The sequence below is a fragment of the Neorhizobium tunisiense genome (assembly GCF_039631515.1).
Lineage (GTDB): Bacteria > Pseudomonadota > Alphaproteobacteria > Rhizobiales > Rhizobiaceae > Neorhizobium.
This window is the reverse complement of record NZ_JBDIUU010000007.1, coordinates 128080-145199: the sequence shown is the minus strand read 5'-3', so window position 1 is coordinate 145199 and position 17120 is coordinate 128080. Positions and strand designations below refer to the sequence as shown.

General features: G+C 58.6%; 12 protein-coding genes. 9 read left to right on the top strand and 3 right to left on the bottom strand.

All coding sequences use genetic code 11. The features are described from left to right. The first annotated feature begins 140 nt into the window (after window positions 1-140). From ABCW43_RS20500 to ABCW43_RS20490, 3 genes are all read left to right on the top strand, one after another. Window positions 141-1265 (top strand): efflux RND transporter periplasmic adaptor subunit, encoded by a 1125-nt coding sequence (locus ABCW43_RS20500; protein WP_345927838.1) that lies wholly within the window; start codon window positions 141-143, stop codon window positions 1263-1265. Continuing rightward, window positions 1262-4318, top strand: coding sequence for an efflux RND transporter permease subunit (locus ABCW43_RS20495; protein WP_345927836.1), 3057 nt, complete (start codon window positions 1262-1264; stop codon window positions 4316-4318). Before ABCW43_RS20500 ends, ABCW43_RS20495 begins: the two co-directional genes overlap by 4 nt. 279 nt (window positions 4319-4597) lie before the next feature. Beyond that, window positions 4598-5320 carry a response regulator transcription factor gene (locus ABCW43_RS20490; protein ID WP_046609676.1) on the top strand — a complete coding sequence of 241 codons (723 nt, stop codon included), beginning with the start codon at window positions 4598-4600 and terminating at the stop codon, window positions 5318-5320. Between the two features lie 159 nt (window positions 5321-5479). Here ABCW43_RS20490 and ABCW43_RS20485 read toward each other — a convergent pair whose 3' ends face one another. Next, complete coding sequence (locus tag ABCW43_RS20485) at window positions 5480-6328, bottom strand: MipA/OmpV family protein (RefSeq protein WP_345927830.1); 849 nt, start codon at window positions 6326-6328, stop codon at window positions 5480-5482. Between the two features lie 261 nt (window positions 6329-6589). On the opposite strand from ABCW43_RS20485, the gene ABCW43_RS20480 reads away from it, so the two are divergent. After that, window positions 6590-7945, top strand: a complete 1356-nt coding sequence (locus tag ABCW43_RS20480; protein WP_345927828.1) for an ATP-binding protein — start codon at window positions 6590-6592, stop codon at window positions 7943-7945. Between the two features lie 115 nt (window positions 7946-8060). Here the strand turns inward: ABCW43_RS20480 and ABCW43_RS20475 are convergent, their stop codons facing one another. Further along, window positions 8061-8996 (bottom strand): hypothetical protein, encoded by a 936-nt coding sequence (locus tag ABCW43_RS20475; RefSeq protein ID WP_345927826.1) that lies wholly within the window; start codon window positions 8994-8996, stop codon window positions 8061-8063. A gap of 548 nt (window positions 8997-9544) precedes the next feature. On the opposite strand from ABCW43_RS20475, the gene ABCW43_RS20470 reads away from it, so the two are divergent. The 5 genes from ABCW43_RS20470 (at window position 9545) to ABCW43_RS20450 (ending at window position 15533) form a co-directional block, all read left to right on the top strand. Further along, a complete protein-coding gene (locus ABCW43_RS20470; protein WP_345927824.1) occupies window positions 9545-11632 on the top strand; it encodes a carboxy terminal-processing peptidase in 2088 nt (695 codons plus the stop codon). A 228-nt stretch (window positions 11633-11860) separates the two neighbouring features. Further along, the gene (locus ABCW43_RS20465; RefSeq protein WP_345927822.1) at window positions 11861-12628 is read left to right on the top strand and encodes an SDR family NAD(P)-dependent oxidoreductase; all 768 of its coding nucleotides are present in this window, start codon (window positions 11861-11863) and stop codon (window positions 12626-12628) included. A gap of 9 nt (window positions 12629-12637) precedes the next feature. Beyond that, a complete protein-coding gene (locus ABCW43_RS20460; protein ID WP_345927820.1) occupies window positions 12638-13876 on the top strand; it encodes a D-arabinono-1,4-lactone oxidase in 1239 nt (412 codons plus the stop codon). Between the two features lie 302 nt (window positions 13877-14178). After that, window positions 14179-14841: a transcriptional regulator gene (locus ABCW43_RS20455; RefSeq protein WP_345927818.1), complete on the top strand. Its 663-nt coding sequence runs from the start codon at window positions 14179-14181 to the stop codon at window positions 14839-14841. A 131-nt stretch (window positions 14842-14972) separates the two neighbouring features. After that, on the top strand, window positions 14973-15533 hold the full coding sequence (locus ABCW43_RS20450; RefSeq protein ID WP_345927816.1) for a hypothetical protein: 561 nt from the start codon (window positions 14973-14975) through the stop codon (window positions 15531-15533). A gap of 226 nt (window positions 15534-15759) precedes the next feature. Here the strand turns inward: ABCW43_RS20450 and ABCW43_RS20445 are convergent, their stop codons facing one another. Beyond that, complete coding sequence (locus ABCW43_RS20445) at window positions 15760-16845, bottom strand: MFS transporter (RefSeq protein WP_345927814.1); 1086 nt, start codon at window positions 16843-16845, stop codon at window positions 15760-15762. Between the last annotated feature and the right edge of the window lie 275 nt (window positions 16846-17120).

Sequence of the window (17120 nt, the reverse complement as noted above, 5' to 3'; positions counted from 1 at the left end):
CTTGGCGGCTTAATTAAAAGGTCCACTCAATGATCGCATTATCGACCGTATCATCCACGCTTCGACGCTGCTGCGCGCTTGTCGGTAAAGCAGCGGTACTCGCGTGCATGCTTTCGACCGCGGTATCGGCAGACGCTCAGATGCCGGTAACGACGATCGTCGCCAAGCGAGGCGCGCTGACGGAAAGGATCGAGGTGGTTGGTTCGCTTGCCGCGCGGGAAGAGATCGAGGTCTATCCCGCCGTCCTCGGCAAGGAGGTGCGCCAGATCCTGGTAGAGGCTGGTCAACATGTCGAGCGCGGCCAGGCGCTTGCGGTCCTGGACACGACCGAAGCCCTGATGTTGCTGGACAAGAATGCGGTGAGCCTCCTTCGCGCGCATGCTGCCGTGGCCGTCGAGAGCAGCAAGATAGATGTGGCAATGGTCACCGAAGCCGAAGCGCGCAAGAAGCTGGAACGCAGCCGCTCGCTGCAGCCGAAAGGTGCCATCGCCGACAATGTCCTCGAGGAAGACTTGAACGCTCACGCCCGAGCCGTCGCGGAGTTGAGACTGGCGCGCCAATCGTTGGAGCTCGCCAACGCAGATCAACAATTGATCGCCAGCGAGCGGCGGGAAATCGAACTGACCGTTCAGAGGAGTACCCTTCGGGCGCCCAGCTCAGGCCGGATCTTGAGCAGGAGCGCGCGTGTCGGTGCTATGACATCGAGTTCCGCCGGACCTCTTTTTGTCATCGCTGATGACGATGATATCGAGTTCGTGGCGCAGGTGACGGAGACGAGCTTCGTTCGGTTGCGCGAAGGCATGAGCGCCGAAATTACCTTACCAGGACGCGACGCAGCCATCGCAGGGACCGTCCGGCTGAATGCCGCGCAACTCGATCCCAAGACAAGAAGCGGGACGGTGCGGATCGAACTTGCAGACAAGGCCAGACTTTTCCCGGGCGTCTTTGCGCGCGGCAGCATCAGTGTCGAAGGCCGGCAGAATGTTCTCCTCCCCGGAACAGCCGTCAAAAGCACGGTGGCTGGCCATAACGTTTACGTCGTTTCGGACGGGCTCGTGGATATCCGCCCGGTCCGCATCGGATCGCAGCAAAGCGGGTTCGTGGAAATCGTCGACGGCATCCGGGAGGGTGAGGAGGTCGTCCTGAAATCAGGTGCCTTCCTGAAGGCACAGGAGCGGGTGAGGCCGGTATTGGCCGCGACGCCGGAAGCGCGTGCCGACGCATCCACATCGACCCCAAATCGGCTCGGAGCTCGACTTCAATGAACATATCGGCCTGGGCGATCCGTAATCCGCTTCCCTCGATCCTCCTATTCCTAATCCTTGTCACCGCGGGTCTCTACAGCTTCTCACGGCTGCCTGTTACCTACTTCCCGACGATCGACGAGCCGGCGGTGAATGTGACTATCGACCAGCCCGGCGGCGCGCCGAGCGAGTTGGAGACTGAACTTACTCGTCTTGTTGAAGACGCAGTCGCGTCTCTTGCAGGCGTAGAAGAGATCAAGTCGACCGTCACCCAGGGCCGCTCCGTTACCGCTGTCGAATTTGAGTTAGGCGTGATTTCGCCTGACCGCGCCATGGGTGACGTCCGCGACGCAGTTGCCAAAATCCGCAGCGATCTTCCGGATGGAACAGATGAGCCTGTCATCGAGCGGGCGGAGGAGGAAGCACACGCGGTCGTGACCTATGCCGTCACAAGCCAGGACATGAGCGTTGCGGAGCTTTCGTGGTTCGTCGACGACGTTGTTGCCCGGCAGCTGCAGGGTCTGAAGGGCGTTGGCCGCATTGACCGTGTCGGAGGTGCTGACAGGGAGATCCATGTCGCGCTCGATCCTTCGCGATTGCAGGCGCTTTCCCTGACGGCGAATGCCGTCAACGAAAGCCTCATCGAAAGCCAGTTGGATCGCTCTGGGGGGCGCAGCAACCTGAATGGCAGGGAACGGGCGCTGACGACCGCTGCGGCAGCGCGGACGATTGCAGAACTCGGTGATGCTCGCATCCTCCTGTCGGACGACGCCAGTGTGAAACTGGACGATGTCGGCAGCGTCCAGGATACGATCGCCGAGGCCCGCGCCTTTGCCACTTTGGACCAGGAGGAGGTCGTAGGCTTCGCGGTATATCGCTCGAAGGGTGCGAGCGAACTTGTCGTGGCGGAAGAAGTGGCCGCCGCACTGGAGAAGCTCAATCTCGAACAGCCGTCGACGCGCTTCAAGCTGGTCGACGACAATATGTCCTACACGGCGGGCAACTACAACTCGGCCATGCATACGCTCTATGAGGGAGCAGCGTTGTCAATCGTCGTCGTGTTCTTATTCCTGCGCGACTGGCGGGGCACGATCGTTGCGGCAATCGCGCTTCCGCTTTCGATCATCCCGACCTTTTTTGCCATCGATCTCCTGGGCTTCTCCCTCAATATCCTCAGTCTGCTTGGGATCACCCTTGTGACAGGGATTCTCGTGGACGATGCGATCGTTGAAATCGAAAACGTGGTGCGTCACCGCGACATGGGCAAATCCGCCTACCGGGCCGCATTGGACGCCTCTGACGAAATAGGGCTTGCGGTCATAGCCATATCCGCGACGATCATGGCTGTCTTCACGCCGGTGGGTTTCATGAGCGGAGTGGTCGGGCTGTACTTCCGGGAATTCGGGTTGACGGTTGCGATCGCGGTGTTCTTTTCGCTTCTGGCGGCCCGATTGATCACCCCAATCATGGCCGCATACATCATGACCAACGCTCCTCCGTCCGACATCCGGAGAGGGCGTCTGGTGTCGGCCTATGGACGGCTGCTGAAGGTCAGTCTGCGGTGGCGATGGATGACGGTCGGATGCGCATTTGCGGCCTTCGCCCTGGCTTTATACGGTCTGGTCTCCCTGCCCACCGCCTTTTTGCCGGAAGAGGACACGGGGCGGTTGACCCTCTCCGTGGAGCTGCCCCCTGGCGCGGCCTTGCACGAAACAAGAACAGCGACGGACGAAATAGCTTCCGTGATCCGGCGGGATTCCGCGGTGGAAGGCGTGTTCGTCAGGGCGGGGTCGAGCACGGCGGGACAGGAGGATGTACGATATGCGACCGTCCTGATCGATCTGTTCCACAAATCCGAGCGCGACCGTTCGTCGTTCTCGATACAAGCCGATCTTGAAAAGGCGCTTTCCTCGATTTCGGACGTCAGGCTGCGCTTTCTCAATACCCGCGGTGGGCGGGACATATCTTTCGCTGTCCTGTCCGCGGATGGCGCTATGGCTCAGCGGGCCGCAGACAGCATACTGCATGAGCTCACTGCCGACAGGAACTTCGTCAACCCGAGCGCCGACAACGTAGCTACGCGCCCGGAACTTCGGGTGAAAGTTGACCCTGACAAGGCTTCAACGATCGGTGTATCTGCGGCAGAACTTGCGCGCACAATCCGGGTATCGACGGTGGGCGACGTCGACAGCCGGCTGCCCAACTTCCTTGACGGTGGCCGACAGATTCCAATCCGCGTGCTGCTCCAGGCGCATGCTCGCGACGACTTGCCAACCCTTGAGATGTTGTCGGTCCCGACGACGAAAGGGACGTCGGTTCCGTTGTCGTCTGTCGCCGACATCAGCTTCGATGAGAGGGTCGCCGCCATCGAGCGGTTTGATCGCCAGCGTCGCATCGAAATCTCGGCTGATATGGCTGATGGCATGACGTCGGGCCAGGGTCTCGACAGGCTGACACAGCTCGACAGCGTCAAGAACCTGCCGGCGGGCGTGCGCATTCAAGCGACCGGGGATTCCGATACCGAAGGCGAGGTGTTCTCAAGCTTTGTGGTGGCGATGGGATCGGGTGTCATGCTTGTACTTGTCGTTCTCATTCTCCTCTTCGGGAGCGTGCTGGCGCCCTGGACTATTCTGGCTTCCCTTCCGCTGTCTATCGGCGGTGTTGCAACTGGCCTGATGTTAAGCGGCCACGCCGTCTCGCTTCCCGTCGTCATCGGCATCCTGATGTTGATGGGGATCGTGACGAAAAACGCCATCATGCTCCTGGACTTCGCCATCGAACGCGAGGCCCGTGGGATGCCTCGGGTCGATGCGATCATCGAAGCCTGCTTGGAGCGCGTTCGCCCGATCATCATGACCACGTTTGCCATGATCGGGGGAATGACCCCCTCCGCGCTCGGGGTAGGTGACGGAGGCGAATTCAGGGCACCCATGGCGATCGCGGTGATTGGCGGTCTCCTCGTGTCCACGGTTCTATCATTGCTCGTCATCCCGTCGCTCCACCTGATCGTTTCCGACTTTGGCGATCGTACCGCTCGGATCTTCAAGCCCTTCCTCCAGTCGGCCGAGATCTGAAGGTTGCAGGCCCCGCAAGGACGCTTGCACGACCAGCGGAGGGCCGGCCAGCCACCTGGCCGGCCCTGCCGTTTATCGCAGAGCGGTTTTTCCGCGGCGCCGCCACTCTGTCGGTTACGTCAATTCTGCGTGGCGGTGCGAGCGGTCGCGGCTCTTATCGCCATGGCTGGGCGCTTTTGGTATCACTGCGAGCAGCGACCGTAACAAAACTTAATAAAGCGAAATATTCGAGGACCAGCAGCCGGCCGATTATGGGGTCCTCAAACAGGAAAAGACTCGATGCAGCCCAATTCAGCATCCGCGAAGATATTGATCGTGGAAGACGACTTCGAAATCGGCAATCTTCTGGCGTCGACAATTCAGGAAAGCGGGATGCTGCCGACCGTGGCTGAGGACGGAAACGTGATGCAGTCCCTGCTTCGCAGCAATTCCTATGACCTGATTATTCTCGACGTCATGCTGCCGGGCGAAGATGGCCTAAGCATTTGCAAGCGCATCCGCTCGGAAAGAACGATCCCGATAATCCTGCTCACGGCACTCGGAGAGGAAGTCGATCGGATCGTAGGACTTGAAGTCGGTGCCGATGACTACATCACAAAACCCTTCAGCCCGAGGGAAGTGGTCGCTCGGATTCGCAGTCTCCTGCGTCGCGCCTCTTACGGCCTGACAAGTAGCTCGGCTCAGAGGAAGCTGCGTTTTGACGGATGGGTGATCGACCCGATGCGGCGCCGGCTTCACGACCCCAGCAACGCCCGCATCGCTTTGACAACAACGGAATTCGATCTTCTGCTGGCGTTCTGCAGAAATCCGGGCAGGGTCATCACCCGCGAGGAACTGCTCTTGTTTACCCATTCCGGGCTGGCTGGGCCGATCGAGCGCAGTATTGATGTGCATATCAGCCGCCTCCGCCAAAAGATCGAGGCTGATCCTCGCGAGCCAACGCTTCTGCAGACGGTCAGGCTGGGAGGGTATACTTTCACCGCGTCGGTGGAGGAAGTCTGAAATATATGCCGTGATCGTTCTCAGGCGCTTGAGCGCCTGCTCCTGACTGCCGCAGCATTGCATCTTGCGGTCGAAAATGTCGCCGCACGGCAATGCGTATCGCCTGCGGGATCGGAAGCGATCCCTGCAGGCTTACGCCATTTGTTTTCTCCCCCGGCTTCAGAATTTGTAGCCGACAAAAGCAGAAACGGAAGGCTGGATCTTCTTCTCGACGATTGGGCTATCCGCAGCGTCTCCGGTGAGTACGCCGATGCCCGCTTCACCGCGCACCAACCAATGATCGCTCAGTGCGTATGTGGCAGAGGCAGAAAGATCAACGCGCTTCAAGCCTGCTCCTGCTTTATATTCAGGCAGGCCTGAACGTGCCGACTGAGCGGCATCGACGCCGAAATAAGCCTGCATGTGCTTGTCATCGGCGACGGTGGCTTCGGCGCGTGCGCCCAGAATGAGACGCTCCGTGACGGGTGCCGAGTATTCGACACCAAACTTTCCAATCAGGCTTTCGCTGCCAGCGATGGTCTGGTCAACGCTCGCATAGATTTCGACCGGACCCCATTCATAGCCGACTTTTGCGCCGACTGTTGCGGCGAAATCGATGTCGCCGAGACCGCGGAGGCGATCACCGTCACCGTCATCCCGCCCCGATTCATAACCGATTTGAGCGGCGATGGAAAATCCGCTTTGATCCAGGACAGTGACGCTGATCCCACCTGGATCGATTTCCAGCCATTCGCCATAGGTGAACACCACGAAAGGAATGGGGCTGACTTCAAATTCGTCGCTCCCTTCGTATTTGGGATCGTAAGAAGCGCCGGCACCAACGATCAGGCTCCAATTGCGCTCCGGTTGGCGTTTGTCGAAACGCTGCTTGTCGAAAGGAGGCTCCGGCGTCTGCTCCGTGGCGGTCTGGTCGGCGCCGTAGGCGTTTGGGGAAAATCCCGCAACGCTGAAGGCGGCGCATAAGGCGAGGGGCGAAAGACGCCGCTTGGCTTTTTTAATATGTAGCATAAGGGCTCCAGAACAGGTTATCAGTCCCCCCCAACAGAGGAGCCTGCGACGGCTTGTGTTTCATGCCGGAGCCCTCCGGTGCATGTTTTTTTGTTACGCTTTGTTGCAGCCGCCGCGATCGGCAACGAGGCGGCCCTGTCGTAACAAAACGTAATAATCGCACAGTAGGAAACGCGGGATCTCGTAACGGAGTTCGACTATATTCCTGCTTTGCCGAGTGGCCTCGGCTCAAGCGCGCTTCGCAATTCGAAAAGGGGGCTCATGTTCTTCCGCCGGTTTCCAGGCCTATCGACGATCCATAGTCAGATCACGGGCATTATTCTTCTCGGCCTCACTATTACCGTTTTAGGCGGCTCTTTTCTCGAGCAGCGTGTTGAAAATGAATATCCGATAGTTGACGTTGAGGAACTCGCCGACAGTGTGTTTACGATAGGTTCCCTCCTTAAAACTGCCACGCCCGAAGAGCGCGACATCGTTCTTCAGGCAGCCAATCGTGCCGGTTGGGATCTCAATCTGCGGCCTCGTGCCTTGGCGGAAACGTTCAGGAACTCATCGCCGCAGGAAAGCGTCCTGGACGCGACGATAGATTGGCTTTTTTCCCCCGACGGGAGGCAGATGCCACTTGGTGGCTGGCAAACATTTGTTGATGGCGAGCGCGTCGTCTCAACCGAGGTTGACGATAAAACAATCCTCGTTCTGGGCGGTCTTCCAAGCACGGCGTTCTGGAGTGAGGTCCTCGTCCGGGGGCCACACTATCTACTGGCGCTCATCACCTTGATCGTGCTGTTTTCTTCGTTCGGGGTCTGGGCGATCACGCGACCGCTGCGGAAGATTGCTTCAGCGGCTGCGAATGCCGACATCACGTCCGGCCGGGTAATCTTCGAAGAGAAAGGCAGCGTGGAGATCGTCGCTGTTGCACGCTCCTTGAACGAGATGAGCGATCGTATCACCGATATGATCCAAGGCAGGACGCGGATGCTGCGTGGGGTGAGCCACGATCTGCGCACGCCATTGACGAGACTGAGACTTCGAGTAGAGCGGGTCGGCGACGGCCAACTGCGCGATATGTTGCTGGCCGACATCTCTCGAATCGATAGCCTTCTCAAAGAGAGCCTCAGCTATCTGCGTGACGACCATCATCGCGAGCAGGTGGAAACGATTGATCTGGCAACGACGCTGCAGACGATTTGCAGCGAGTTTGCAGATGTCGGTCACAGGGTCAACTATATTGGCCCCAACCACCTGTCCGTCAATTGCAAGCCCCTCGCGATAACGCGAGCAGTGACCAATCTTTGTGAAAACGCTGTGAAATTTGGCGACAGGGCCGCAATCGAGCTGAAGCGAAGCGGAGACATGGTGGTGATCGACATATCCGACAATGGTCCTGGGATACCGAAGGAATCACGTATGCAGGTGTTGGAGCCATTCTTCAAATTGAATGCGGCGAGGACTGATGGCAACGCTGGTTTCGGACTTGGATTGTCCATCGTCGCGGAAATCGTGCAAGCTCACCGAGGAACGCTGGAACTGTTGGACGGGGAGCCATCCGGGCTGTTGGCGCGGTTGACGTTTCCGGCAAATCTCCAGGCTGACGGCGTCGCGGCCCAGTTTCGGTGAACGTTTGGGCAAGTGGCTTAATCCGCCGCGTGAAAGGGAATACGCTGGATAAAGGCGGCGATATTGAAATGAACCTGCGCGGGTTTGGTGACGATCGCGGCATATCGATCCTGGCCTAACGCCGCAGCGAACGTTCTTGAATGTCTTTCGGTACTGCTGTGGAGGCATGCGCGCCTTCCTCGGCATCGTCTGCAGCTCCGGGGGCCGATATGGGACTTGTGCGCCAAGCGCGTGGAACAACGGGGTCCGGGCCGCCGGCGAGGGAAGCCAACATCGCGTCCGCCTGATTGAAATATTGTTTGATCCACGGAACGGGGCCGACCCCGAATCTCCTTGTCGATCCCCAGCGCTGGCCTTTCTCGACCATCGTATCCCAGGGCCTGGGTTTCCCGTGAAAGACGATGATCCTCGCGTTCCGAGGCTGCGTGATCCTCGGCAAGAGCAGATTGATCGGAAAGTATTTCGTACAGCTTCTCTTGAAGCTGACACAGAAACTTGTCGGCCAATAACTTCTTTGCCTCACGGCATGCGTCAGGTAGGATTGGTCGTTTTTGAATTGGGACATAATCGCGTCAGCGTTGCATATAAAATCGTGGTAAATTCCGTCGGCACTTCCCGCATGAAATCCAAAGACGGATGACTGAGCACCCCGGTCCGGCCTGAAACTACTTGGGAGGAGGGTCCAGAGATCCGGGTTCCATTCCCGTTGAATCATGAAATGACGGCGCTCCCGAAGCAACCCGATCAGCGGGGCGAGCGATCGTTGGACCATGACGTCGAGATCGAGGAAAAGCACGACGTCTCCGGCTGGGAAAAGACCCGGTGCAAACACTCCGATCTTGGGCCAGCAACCTCGTCTCCACGCCTGCTCAGGCAGGCCGAGGTTCGGGATCTGGCGAGTGAGAATGCTGGAGGCAAGGCCGCGACGATCGTCCGTCAAGCAGACAAAGTCGAAAGGCTCCTCCATGTTACGCAATACACCGGCATACAGAGCATTGACATGGCGGGAGGTGAAGGCCGTGCCCCATTTCATGCAAACAATCGTGACCAATATGCCGCTCCATTTGAGAATCTGGAGACGGTTTAAGCGACTTTGGCGCGGGTGATTGTTTATTGTTATTATATCATGTTGCCGAAGATTGTCATTGATGTCGGCGGTGCGGCTGGGTCTGGTCGACATTGCCGAAGGCATGCCGCAACCATTTGAGTGGATTATACTTTAACGCTCCGGCGTCGCCATGGCGCCGAGCGGCGTGGCTGGCCGCGGTTTCCGCAAGCCGGTTGGCTTCGGTTGCGAAAGGCGGGAGCGCCTCCGCAATGGGCTCCCGCATGGCATCTCGCCGGGCAGCGGCGTCACGGGTAGCCCATTCTACGAAGAGCCGGTTCGCTGCGAAAAGGAGCTTTCGGAGTTCGTGAGGGCCGCCAATGAAGGCTACGGTGGCCCGGTCGGGTGACACAATCCTTCATTGACCCAGGCACACGCCCCATTTTTGACGATGAACACGAGATATTGCGTATTCATCCGGTTGCCAAGACGGCATCATTGCTGCACCACCATGTGCAGGACAAACTCGACTTTGCAAATGGGATCGAAGCTGAATGCGCATACGATATGGTTTCCTTGGCCTGTTCCTTGCAATCGCACCGTCGGCATATTCCTTGGAACTCGGGCCGCCGCCGGTCTTGTCTCCGCTACAGGAGCAAGCGCAAGCTGCTCATCTGAGTGCACAATTCCTGACGCGCTATGCTTACAAGCCTGTTCCGCTTAACGATGCCTTGTCGGCTAAAATTATGGATCGGTTTATCGAGTCTCTGGATTCGGACCGGAGCTTTTTCCTGCAAGCCGACATCGACAAGTTCATGACCGACAGCACAAAGATCGATGATGCCATCGCCGGCGAAGACCTGAAGGTTCCGTTTTCGATCTTCAACATCTATTCGCAGCGAGTTGTGGACCGCATGACGTATGCCCGCAACCTGCTCAAACAGGGCTTCGATTTCAGCGTGAGGGAAGACTATCCCCTGTCGCGCGACAAAGAGCCTTGGCCGAAATCCGAAGAGCAAAGCAACGACCTCTGGCGTAAACGCGTCAAAGGCGACTGGCTGCGGTTGAGACTGGCAGGCCAAGGCGATGCGGCGATTCGCGATACCCTCGACAAACGTTATAAAAATATCCTGGAGCGCGTTTACACATACAAGAGTGATGACGTGTTCCAGTCATTCATGGGCGCCTACACCACGTCCGTTGATCCCCATACAGACTATTTTGGCGCCGCCGCTTCGGCTAATTTCGACATTTCGATGAAGCTCTCACTGGTCGGTATCGGCGCGGTCCTGCAGGAGCGCGATGGTTACACGACGATCCGCGAGCTCGTGCCGGGTGGACCCGCGCAACTGTCCGGAAAGCTGGCGGTCGGTGATCGCATTATCGGTGTCGGTCAAGGCGATGATGGCGCCGTAAAGGAAGTCGTGGGCACGCGCCTCGATGAAGTCGTGCAAATGATACGCGGGGCGAAAGATTCCGTTGTGCGATTGGACATCTTGCCAGCAGATGCCGGAGACAGTGGGAACCACCGCGTCATCAGCTTGGTGCGAGACAAAATCAGCCTCGAAAAACAGGCTGCAAAGAAGACTGTCCTGCCCATAGAGGATCGCGGTGTCGTGCGCCGAATTGGTGTGATTACCTTGCCGGCGTTTTACGAGGACTTCGAAGCGCGGCGAAAAGGCGACAAAGACTACAGAAGCGCAAGCCGGGACGTTGCCAAGCTTCTTGGCGAGCTGAAGCGGGAGAACGTCGATGGCGTCCTGATCGACTTGCGCGACAATGGTGGAGGCTCGTTGGCCGAGGCGATTGATTTGACTGGCCTGTTCGTCGGGAAAGGGCCGGTGGTTCAGCAGCGCGACGCCGAAGGTAAGATCAAGATAGAAAGCGATGATCTGTCCACGCCTGCCTGGTCGGGTCCGCTCGGGGTATTGATCAATCGCGGCTCAGCGTCGGCCTCCGAGATTTTCGCCGCAGCGATACAGGATTACGGTCGCGGCGTGATCGTCGGCGAGCCTAGCTTTGGTAAGGGTACCGTGCAAACGGTGGTCGATCTTGATCAGGTGGCCCACAACAGCAAACCAAAATTCGGTCAACTGAAACTGACGATTGCGCAATTTTTCCGCGTCGACGGCGGGACGACACAGCTGCGCGGTGTGACGCCGGACATCAGCTTGCCGGGCCTCTCTGACCCCAAGACTCTCGGTGAGGCGAGTTATGACAATGCGCTGCCTTGGGCCCAGATCAAGCCTGCCAATTATGCAGCCGCAGGCAACATGACTGCGTTGCTGCAGCAACTGAAAAGCCGGCATGATGCTCGGGTGCAAGATGACCGGGATTTTCAACGTTTCGTAGAAGACGCTGCTGAACTGAAGGTCCAACGCGAAAAAAGAGTCATCTCCCTCAATGAAGTTGAACGTCGAAACGAACTCAGTGCTCTTACAACCCGTCTCAAGGCGCGCGAGCAAACAAACGACGGTCTGGTTCCCGGTAAAGATGATGGATTGCAAGCAAATGAGCGTAGTTTGAGCGCTGATATCGCGATTGAGAATGCCCGCAAGAACGCAAAGGACGTCTTGAGGAACGAAGCAGCCTCCATTGTTGCCGATGAGGCCGATTTGTTGAAAAATGTTCGAAAGCAATAGACATATGACGGCAGCCCGCGGATTTTCCATGATTTCGGGCGAAGCCACCTCATCTAAAATGTCCTGAATAGCACGGGCCAAGTCAGCAATAGACCGCCGCGCAAAATTAGGCCAATTTGCAGCTGTCAAGCAGAAGCATAGCCGCCCGTCATCGGCTGGAGAACAAGAGGCGCGAATAGAGCCCACTCAGCCATCGATCGGCCGTTGTCAACAATGTTGGAGGATGAATTGGCTGGTCGTCTGGACGGTAAGGTCGCGCTCATCAGTGGCGGCGCGGGTGGATGCGGCCTTGCCGCGAGCGAGCTGTTTGCCCGAGAAGGCGCAGCAGTCGGGATCGTCGATCTCCCGCATAGCCAGGGGGCGACGGTCGCCGCCCGCTTGCGTGAAGACGGCCTGAAGGTCGCATTTGCACCCGCCGACGTTTCCGACGAACTGCAGGTGAAGCAGGCGGTAGACGCGATTTCAGAGGAACTCGGACCGATAACGGTGCTGTTCAATCATGCCGGAACGATTATCGTCCGTCCGTTCCTCGAAACCTCGGCGGCGGACTGGGATAGACTGATGGCCATCAATGTCCGCAGCATGTTCCTGATGACGCGTGCCGTCCTGCCGCAGATGATCAAGGCGGGTGGCGGGTCCATCGTCTGCACGTCGTCGATCTCGGCGGTCGCCGCGACACCGATGGAAGTTCTCTACGATACGACCAAGGGCGCATGCCACATGTTTGCCCGGGCGATCGCGGTCGAGTTTCGCGACCGCAACATTCGCTGCAATGCGGTCTGCCCCGGCTTCATCCAGACGCCGCATGGCCAAAAGGAGGTCGAGGAACTGACCCGCTACGGGGTCGACGTCTCGGATGCCGCGATCGCGGTTCAGCAGGGCAGGATGTGCCGGCCGGACGAGATCGCCAAGGCGGCACTTTACCTCGCGAGCGACGACGCCAGCTTTGTCAGCGGCACCCATCTGTTTGTCGATAATTGTTTTACAGCGATGTGAGAGGAAACCATGGCTCTGGAAAAAGGCGGCCTTTGGCGCAACTGGGTCGGTAATCAATATTGCGTTTCACAATTCAGGGCATCGCCGGAAACGGAAGCCGAAGTGGCAGAGCTTGTCCACGAAGCAGACAGGCGTGATCTGGCAGTCCGTGTTTCGGGTTCGGGACATTCCTTCACACCCGTCGTCGGTACCAACGGACTGTTGCTGTCGCTTGAGAATCTGCGCGGCGTGCAGAATATCGACCGTGGGCGGAAACAGATCACGGTGGCCGGCGGGACGCGCATCAACGAAGTCGGGAGGACGCTGAAAGAACACGGTCTTTCACTGATCAACCAGGGTGACATCGACAGCCAGGCTGTCGCCGGTGCGTTTACGACCGGAACCCACGGTACCGGGATCAAGCTCGGAAACCTGGCCTCATCGATTGCCGGCATGCGTATCGTCACCGCGACCGGGGATGTTCTCGATATCGACGGTCGCGACAGTGACAGGCTGCATGCGGCCCAGGTTTCGGTGGGAACGCTCGGCATCATCTCCTCGCTGACGCTCAACGTCATGGATGCCTATAATCTGCACGAGCGCCTCTGGCGGGACGATTTCGAGACTTGCATGGAGCGTCACGACGAACTGGCTTCCAGGCACCGCCATTTCGGCTTCTTCTGGTGCCCGACGCCGGAAAGTCGCCATCTGTACTGCCTTCCCGACACGTCTGCGGTATCGAGCACGAACAAGCTGGCCGATGTCTGCGAGATGAAGGTGATGGACATCACAAAAGCCGCTCCGATGGAGAGCGAATTCGAAAAGATTGCCTATAGTTCCGAGGTCTATCCGATCGAATACGTGCCGAATTTCGTCGAACTGGAATATGCGGTTCCTCTCGAACACGGCAAGGCCGCGGTGAGGGCGGTTCGAGATCTGATGCTGAACAAGCACACCAATTGCATCTATCCGATCGAATACCGCTTTACCGCTGGCGATCCCGCATGGATGAGCCCCTTTCACCGCCAGGACAGCATCACCCTGTCGGTGTCGGGTGGTCCGGGTATCGACTATTGGCCCTTCCTGAAGGACGTCGATCAAATTCTCGGGGGATACAATTCCCGCCCGCATTGGGGAAAGATGCATTTCCTCGACACGGACGACGTCACAAGGCTTTATCCTCGCGCCAAGGAGTTTCGAGAGTTGAGACGGGATCTGGATCCGAAGGGCCGGTTCCTGAACGACCACTTGAAGATGTTGTTTGGATAAGCGTCAAACCAGTCGAGCCTTGACTAGGCGCTTCGGCCACCCCCTTGCTGAGGGGATGACTTATGGTTGCAGTGTTGCTCCGGTTTGTGCGTTCAGGTGCAATCAGTGTCGCAACCATCGGGCCAGCGCTCGAATGCCACCGGTCGACCCTTTGGGCGCAACCAAAGGCAATCCGGAACCGCGTTCGGGACGTAGTATCGCCAGGGGTATGGACCGCCAGCGCGATAGTGGTTATTTGCAGGGCTTGTTGCGATGCTGAAACGTCGCCGAAACATCACCGCAGACACCCAAGGCCTCTCAAAGTGAAAAAAGTCCAACGCAGCTTTGCTGTCGAATACAAATCTGGTCGACGAAAACTCAATTCCAAACCGAACTCGATCTGGGGAGACACGGATCTCAAGTCCGTTGCGCAAGATCTGCAGGACGAGGCAATGCCATTTCTACCGGTAGGAACTCAGGCTGGCAGCAGCGAGAAGGCTTTCACCGGCGAAGAACAGGCCGCGGCGTTATTGACACTGCCGATCGAGCAGGAGACAAAGGCATCGGCTTTACAGGAGACCATAATGGCCGACGAAAACAATACGATGACTAATGCTGACACGCCGGCCGCAGCGGCGCTTGATGTAGCGAAGAAGGAACGCAAACCGCGCGCCAGGAAGGCCGCGCCTGAAGCGGCCTCCGTCGCAGTTTCGGCGCAACCGGCAGCGGCTTCAAATGCCGCAACTGAAAAGCCGAAGAGAGGACGCAAGGCAAAGTCTGACGAAGGTGCAGCGAGTGCCAAGCGCGCGCCTGTCAAACGTGCTCCGAAGGCTGCACAGACAGCGACTGCACCGTCGGTGCCGGCTGTTGATGAGTTCGCGGACCTTTTGCAGCTGGAAGAAGAAAACCAGAGACTGCGCAAGCTGCTGGCCGAAAAGCTCCGTGCTGAAAATGCCGATCTGCGAAAGCGGCTCAACCTCGGTTGATCGGCAGCAGCCGGTCAAGCGCTGGCCGCATTCTCATGCTTATCGAGACGAACATATTGGCGGCGGCTAGTCCTGCCGCCAACGCTTTTGCCCGCTGCCTGCATGCGGGGTAGAATTCGAGGTCGAATAAAATGGCGTCTCCATGGAAACTTCTTGCTCGGTTGGTGTCGCCGCGCCGTCAGCAGAGACAAGAACACGGCTCGACCGATGACGTGAAGCGGGAGGTATTGGCCATTGCCAAGCCAACCGAAACGGCCGGCGACAACGGGTTGAATGCCGCTGACCGTCCGGGCGACGAAGAGACGGTCGCTCACGATCGATCCGCGGCGGCGTCAGCGGCCCCGGATCATTCCGAAGAAACGGCAAGCGGTGTTCATGGCACTGCAGACATCGAAGGCGATCGGCTCCTGGACGCGGCTGATCCGGCCTTATCCGATGGCGCCGATACAGCCGCACGCGACGCACCGAAGCTCTCGCAGACCGGCGAAGGTGCTACGCGAAAGCGCAGAAAACTGGCTAAGTCAGCGGAGCCGGTTGAAGTCGTTTCCCCACCCTCTCCAGGCGTTCCCACCGTTTCTGACGATGCAATCAGCCTTGATGAAGAGATCAGGTTGCTCCGGGACCTGCTGGCGAGAAAGCTTCAGCTGCAAAATGCACAACTGAAGAGAATGCTGGAGCGGTTCGAACGCTGAACGTGTCATTGTCCCCGTAGTCAATCGAGCCAAGTGAACTGGCAGAGCGCTGGTGGGGACGCAATCCATACGGAAATCTGCAAAATTCAAACGGCAGCAGATTCACAACCTGTGCCGTCCGTGATCCTGTCTCGGCGGAGAATGCGCTGGACATCACAATGTGGCCGGACACCATGCAGGGGCAAAGGCAATTTACAACCGGTCCCGAGCCTGACCCAAAGGTTATCTAAGGCGCCCTCGCTGAGTGCAAAGCGACCGCGGTGGTGGCCAAGGTCGCGATGAGCAAGAACGCCGCGCCGGCAATCAACGCCGACGGGAGCGACGTCCAGGTGAGCATCGCACTCGAAGAAATGATGCCTATGGAATTGGCCGTCCGGAGCAAGGCGAATATCTCGGCCCTTTTGGACGGGGGCGAGAGCCCGTCGAGGACGACCGAATAGTAGGTACCCAGAGGCGCTATCATCAGCCCCACGATGGCGCAGCCTAACGCCGAGAGCTCGACTGAGTGGCGCAGCGAAACCAACATTGCCCCGGTGGTCGCCGCTGCCAGGAGAAGGATCACCGTCCCCCGCCGCGCCAGGCGGTTGCGCACGCTCACCCACACTCCGCCACACACGGAGGCGATGCAAAGCGCCACCGTAAAAATGATGCCCAGTTCAGGCTTGAACCCGAAATCTAAGGCCAGGGCTACGGCGCCAACCTCGATGACACCCACTGCCGACCCACCGGCCATTGCGCAGAATAACCAGAGCAGGGTCGAGGGCTTGATCAGGGTGCCATCCGCCGCAACCGGCGCGTTGGCGCGGGCATGGGGCAGGCGTGGAATCAGGAGAAGCGGCGCGCCTCCCAAAAAGGTCATGACACCGATGGCGAGGGGCGGAGACAATGCACCGAGGAGGGACGCTGCGACGGGCGCTGCGACAAACGCCAGTTCGTTGAGGGTCGCCGCGATCCCCAAGGCCTTGAGCAGCCGCGCCGGTTCGACGATGTAGTTGAGGACCGACCGCATGTAACCGCTCGCCGCTCCATTGACCAGGCCGGCGGCAGCACCGGCGACGACCATCCAGACCAACGGTGCCTCGCAAACGGCCAGGACAGCAATGATCGCCAAGGCGAGCGTCCTGATGGTGATCAAGAATTTCAGATACGTGACCGCATTATAGGCGCGCCCGAGCCGGGCCACCGGCACGGCGCCAAGAACCTGCGCCACCGTCATTGTCATGACAATCGCAGCACCGCTTTTCGCGTCGCCGGTCAGGGGTAGCGCCACCAGGGCGAAGACGATCGGTGCGGCGGCCTGGGGCGCTGACAACAGGCTATTCGATACGAACCAACGGACAATGATACCGCGCGCAGGAGGCCTCAGAGGCGGGGAGGTGTGGGACGTGAAGTTCAATGGTTTTATGTACCCCGGGGGCCATCGCCTATGATTTGGTCTTAAGGGTCGCCCCGTATGGGCGTTGCGATTTTGACCCTATCAGCAACATGCTGGCGTGCAACCGCTCAAGTGCAACTCTCGACTTTCCGCGAACCCACCGGTCTTCCGGCATGACCGACGACAATCATGAGCAAATCGAAACGCGCTAA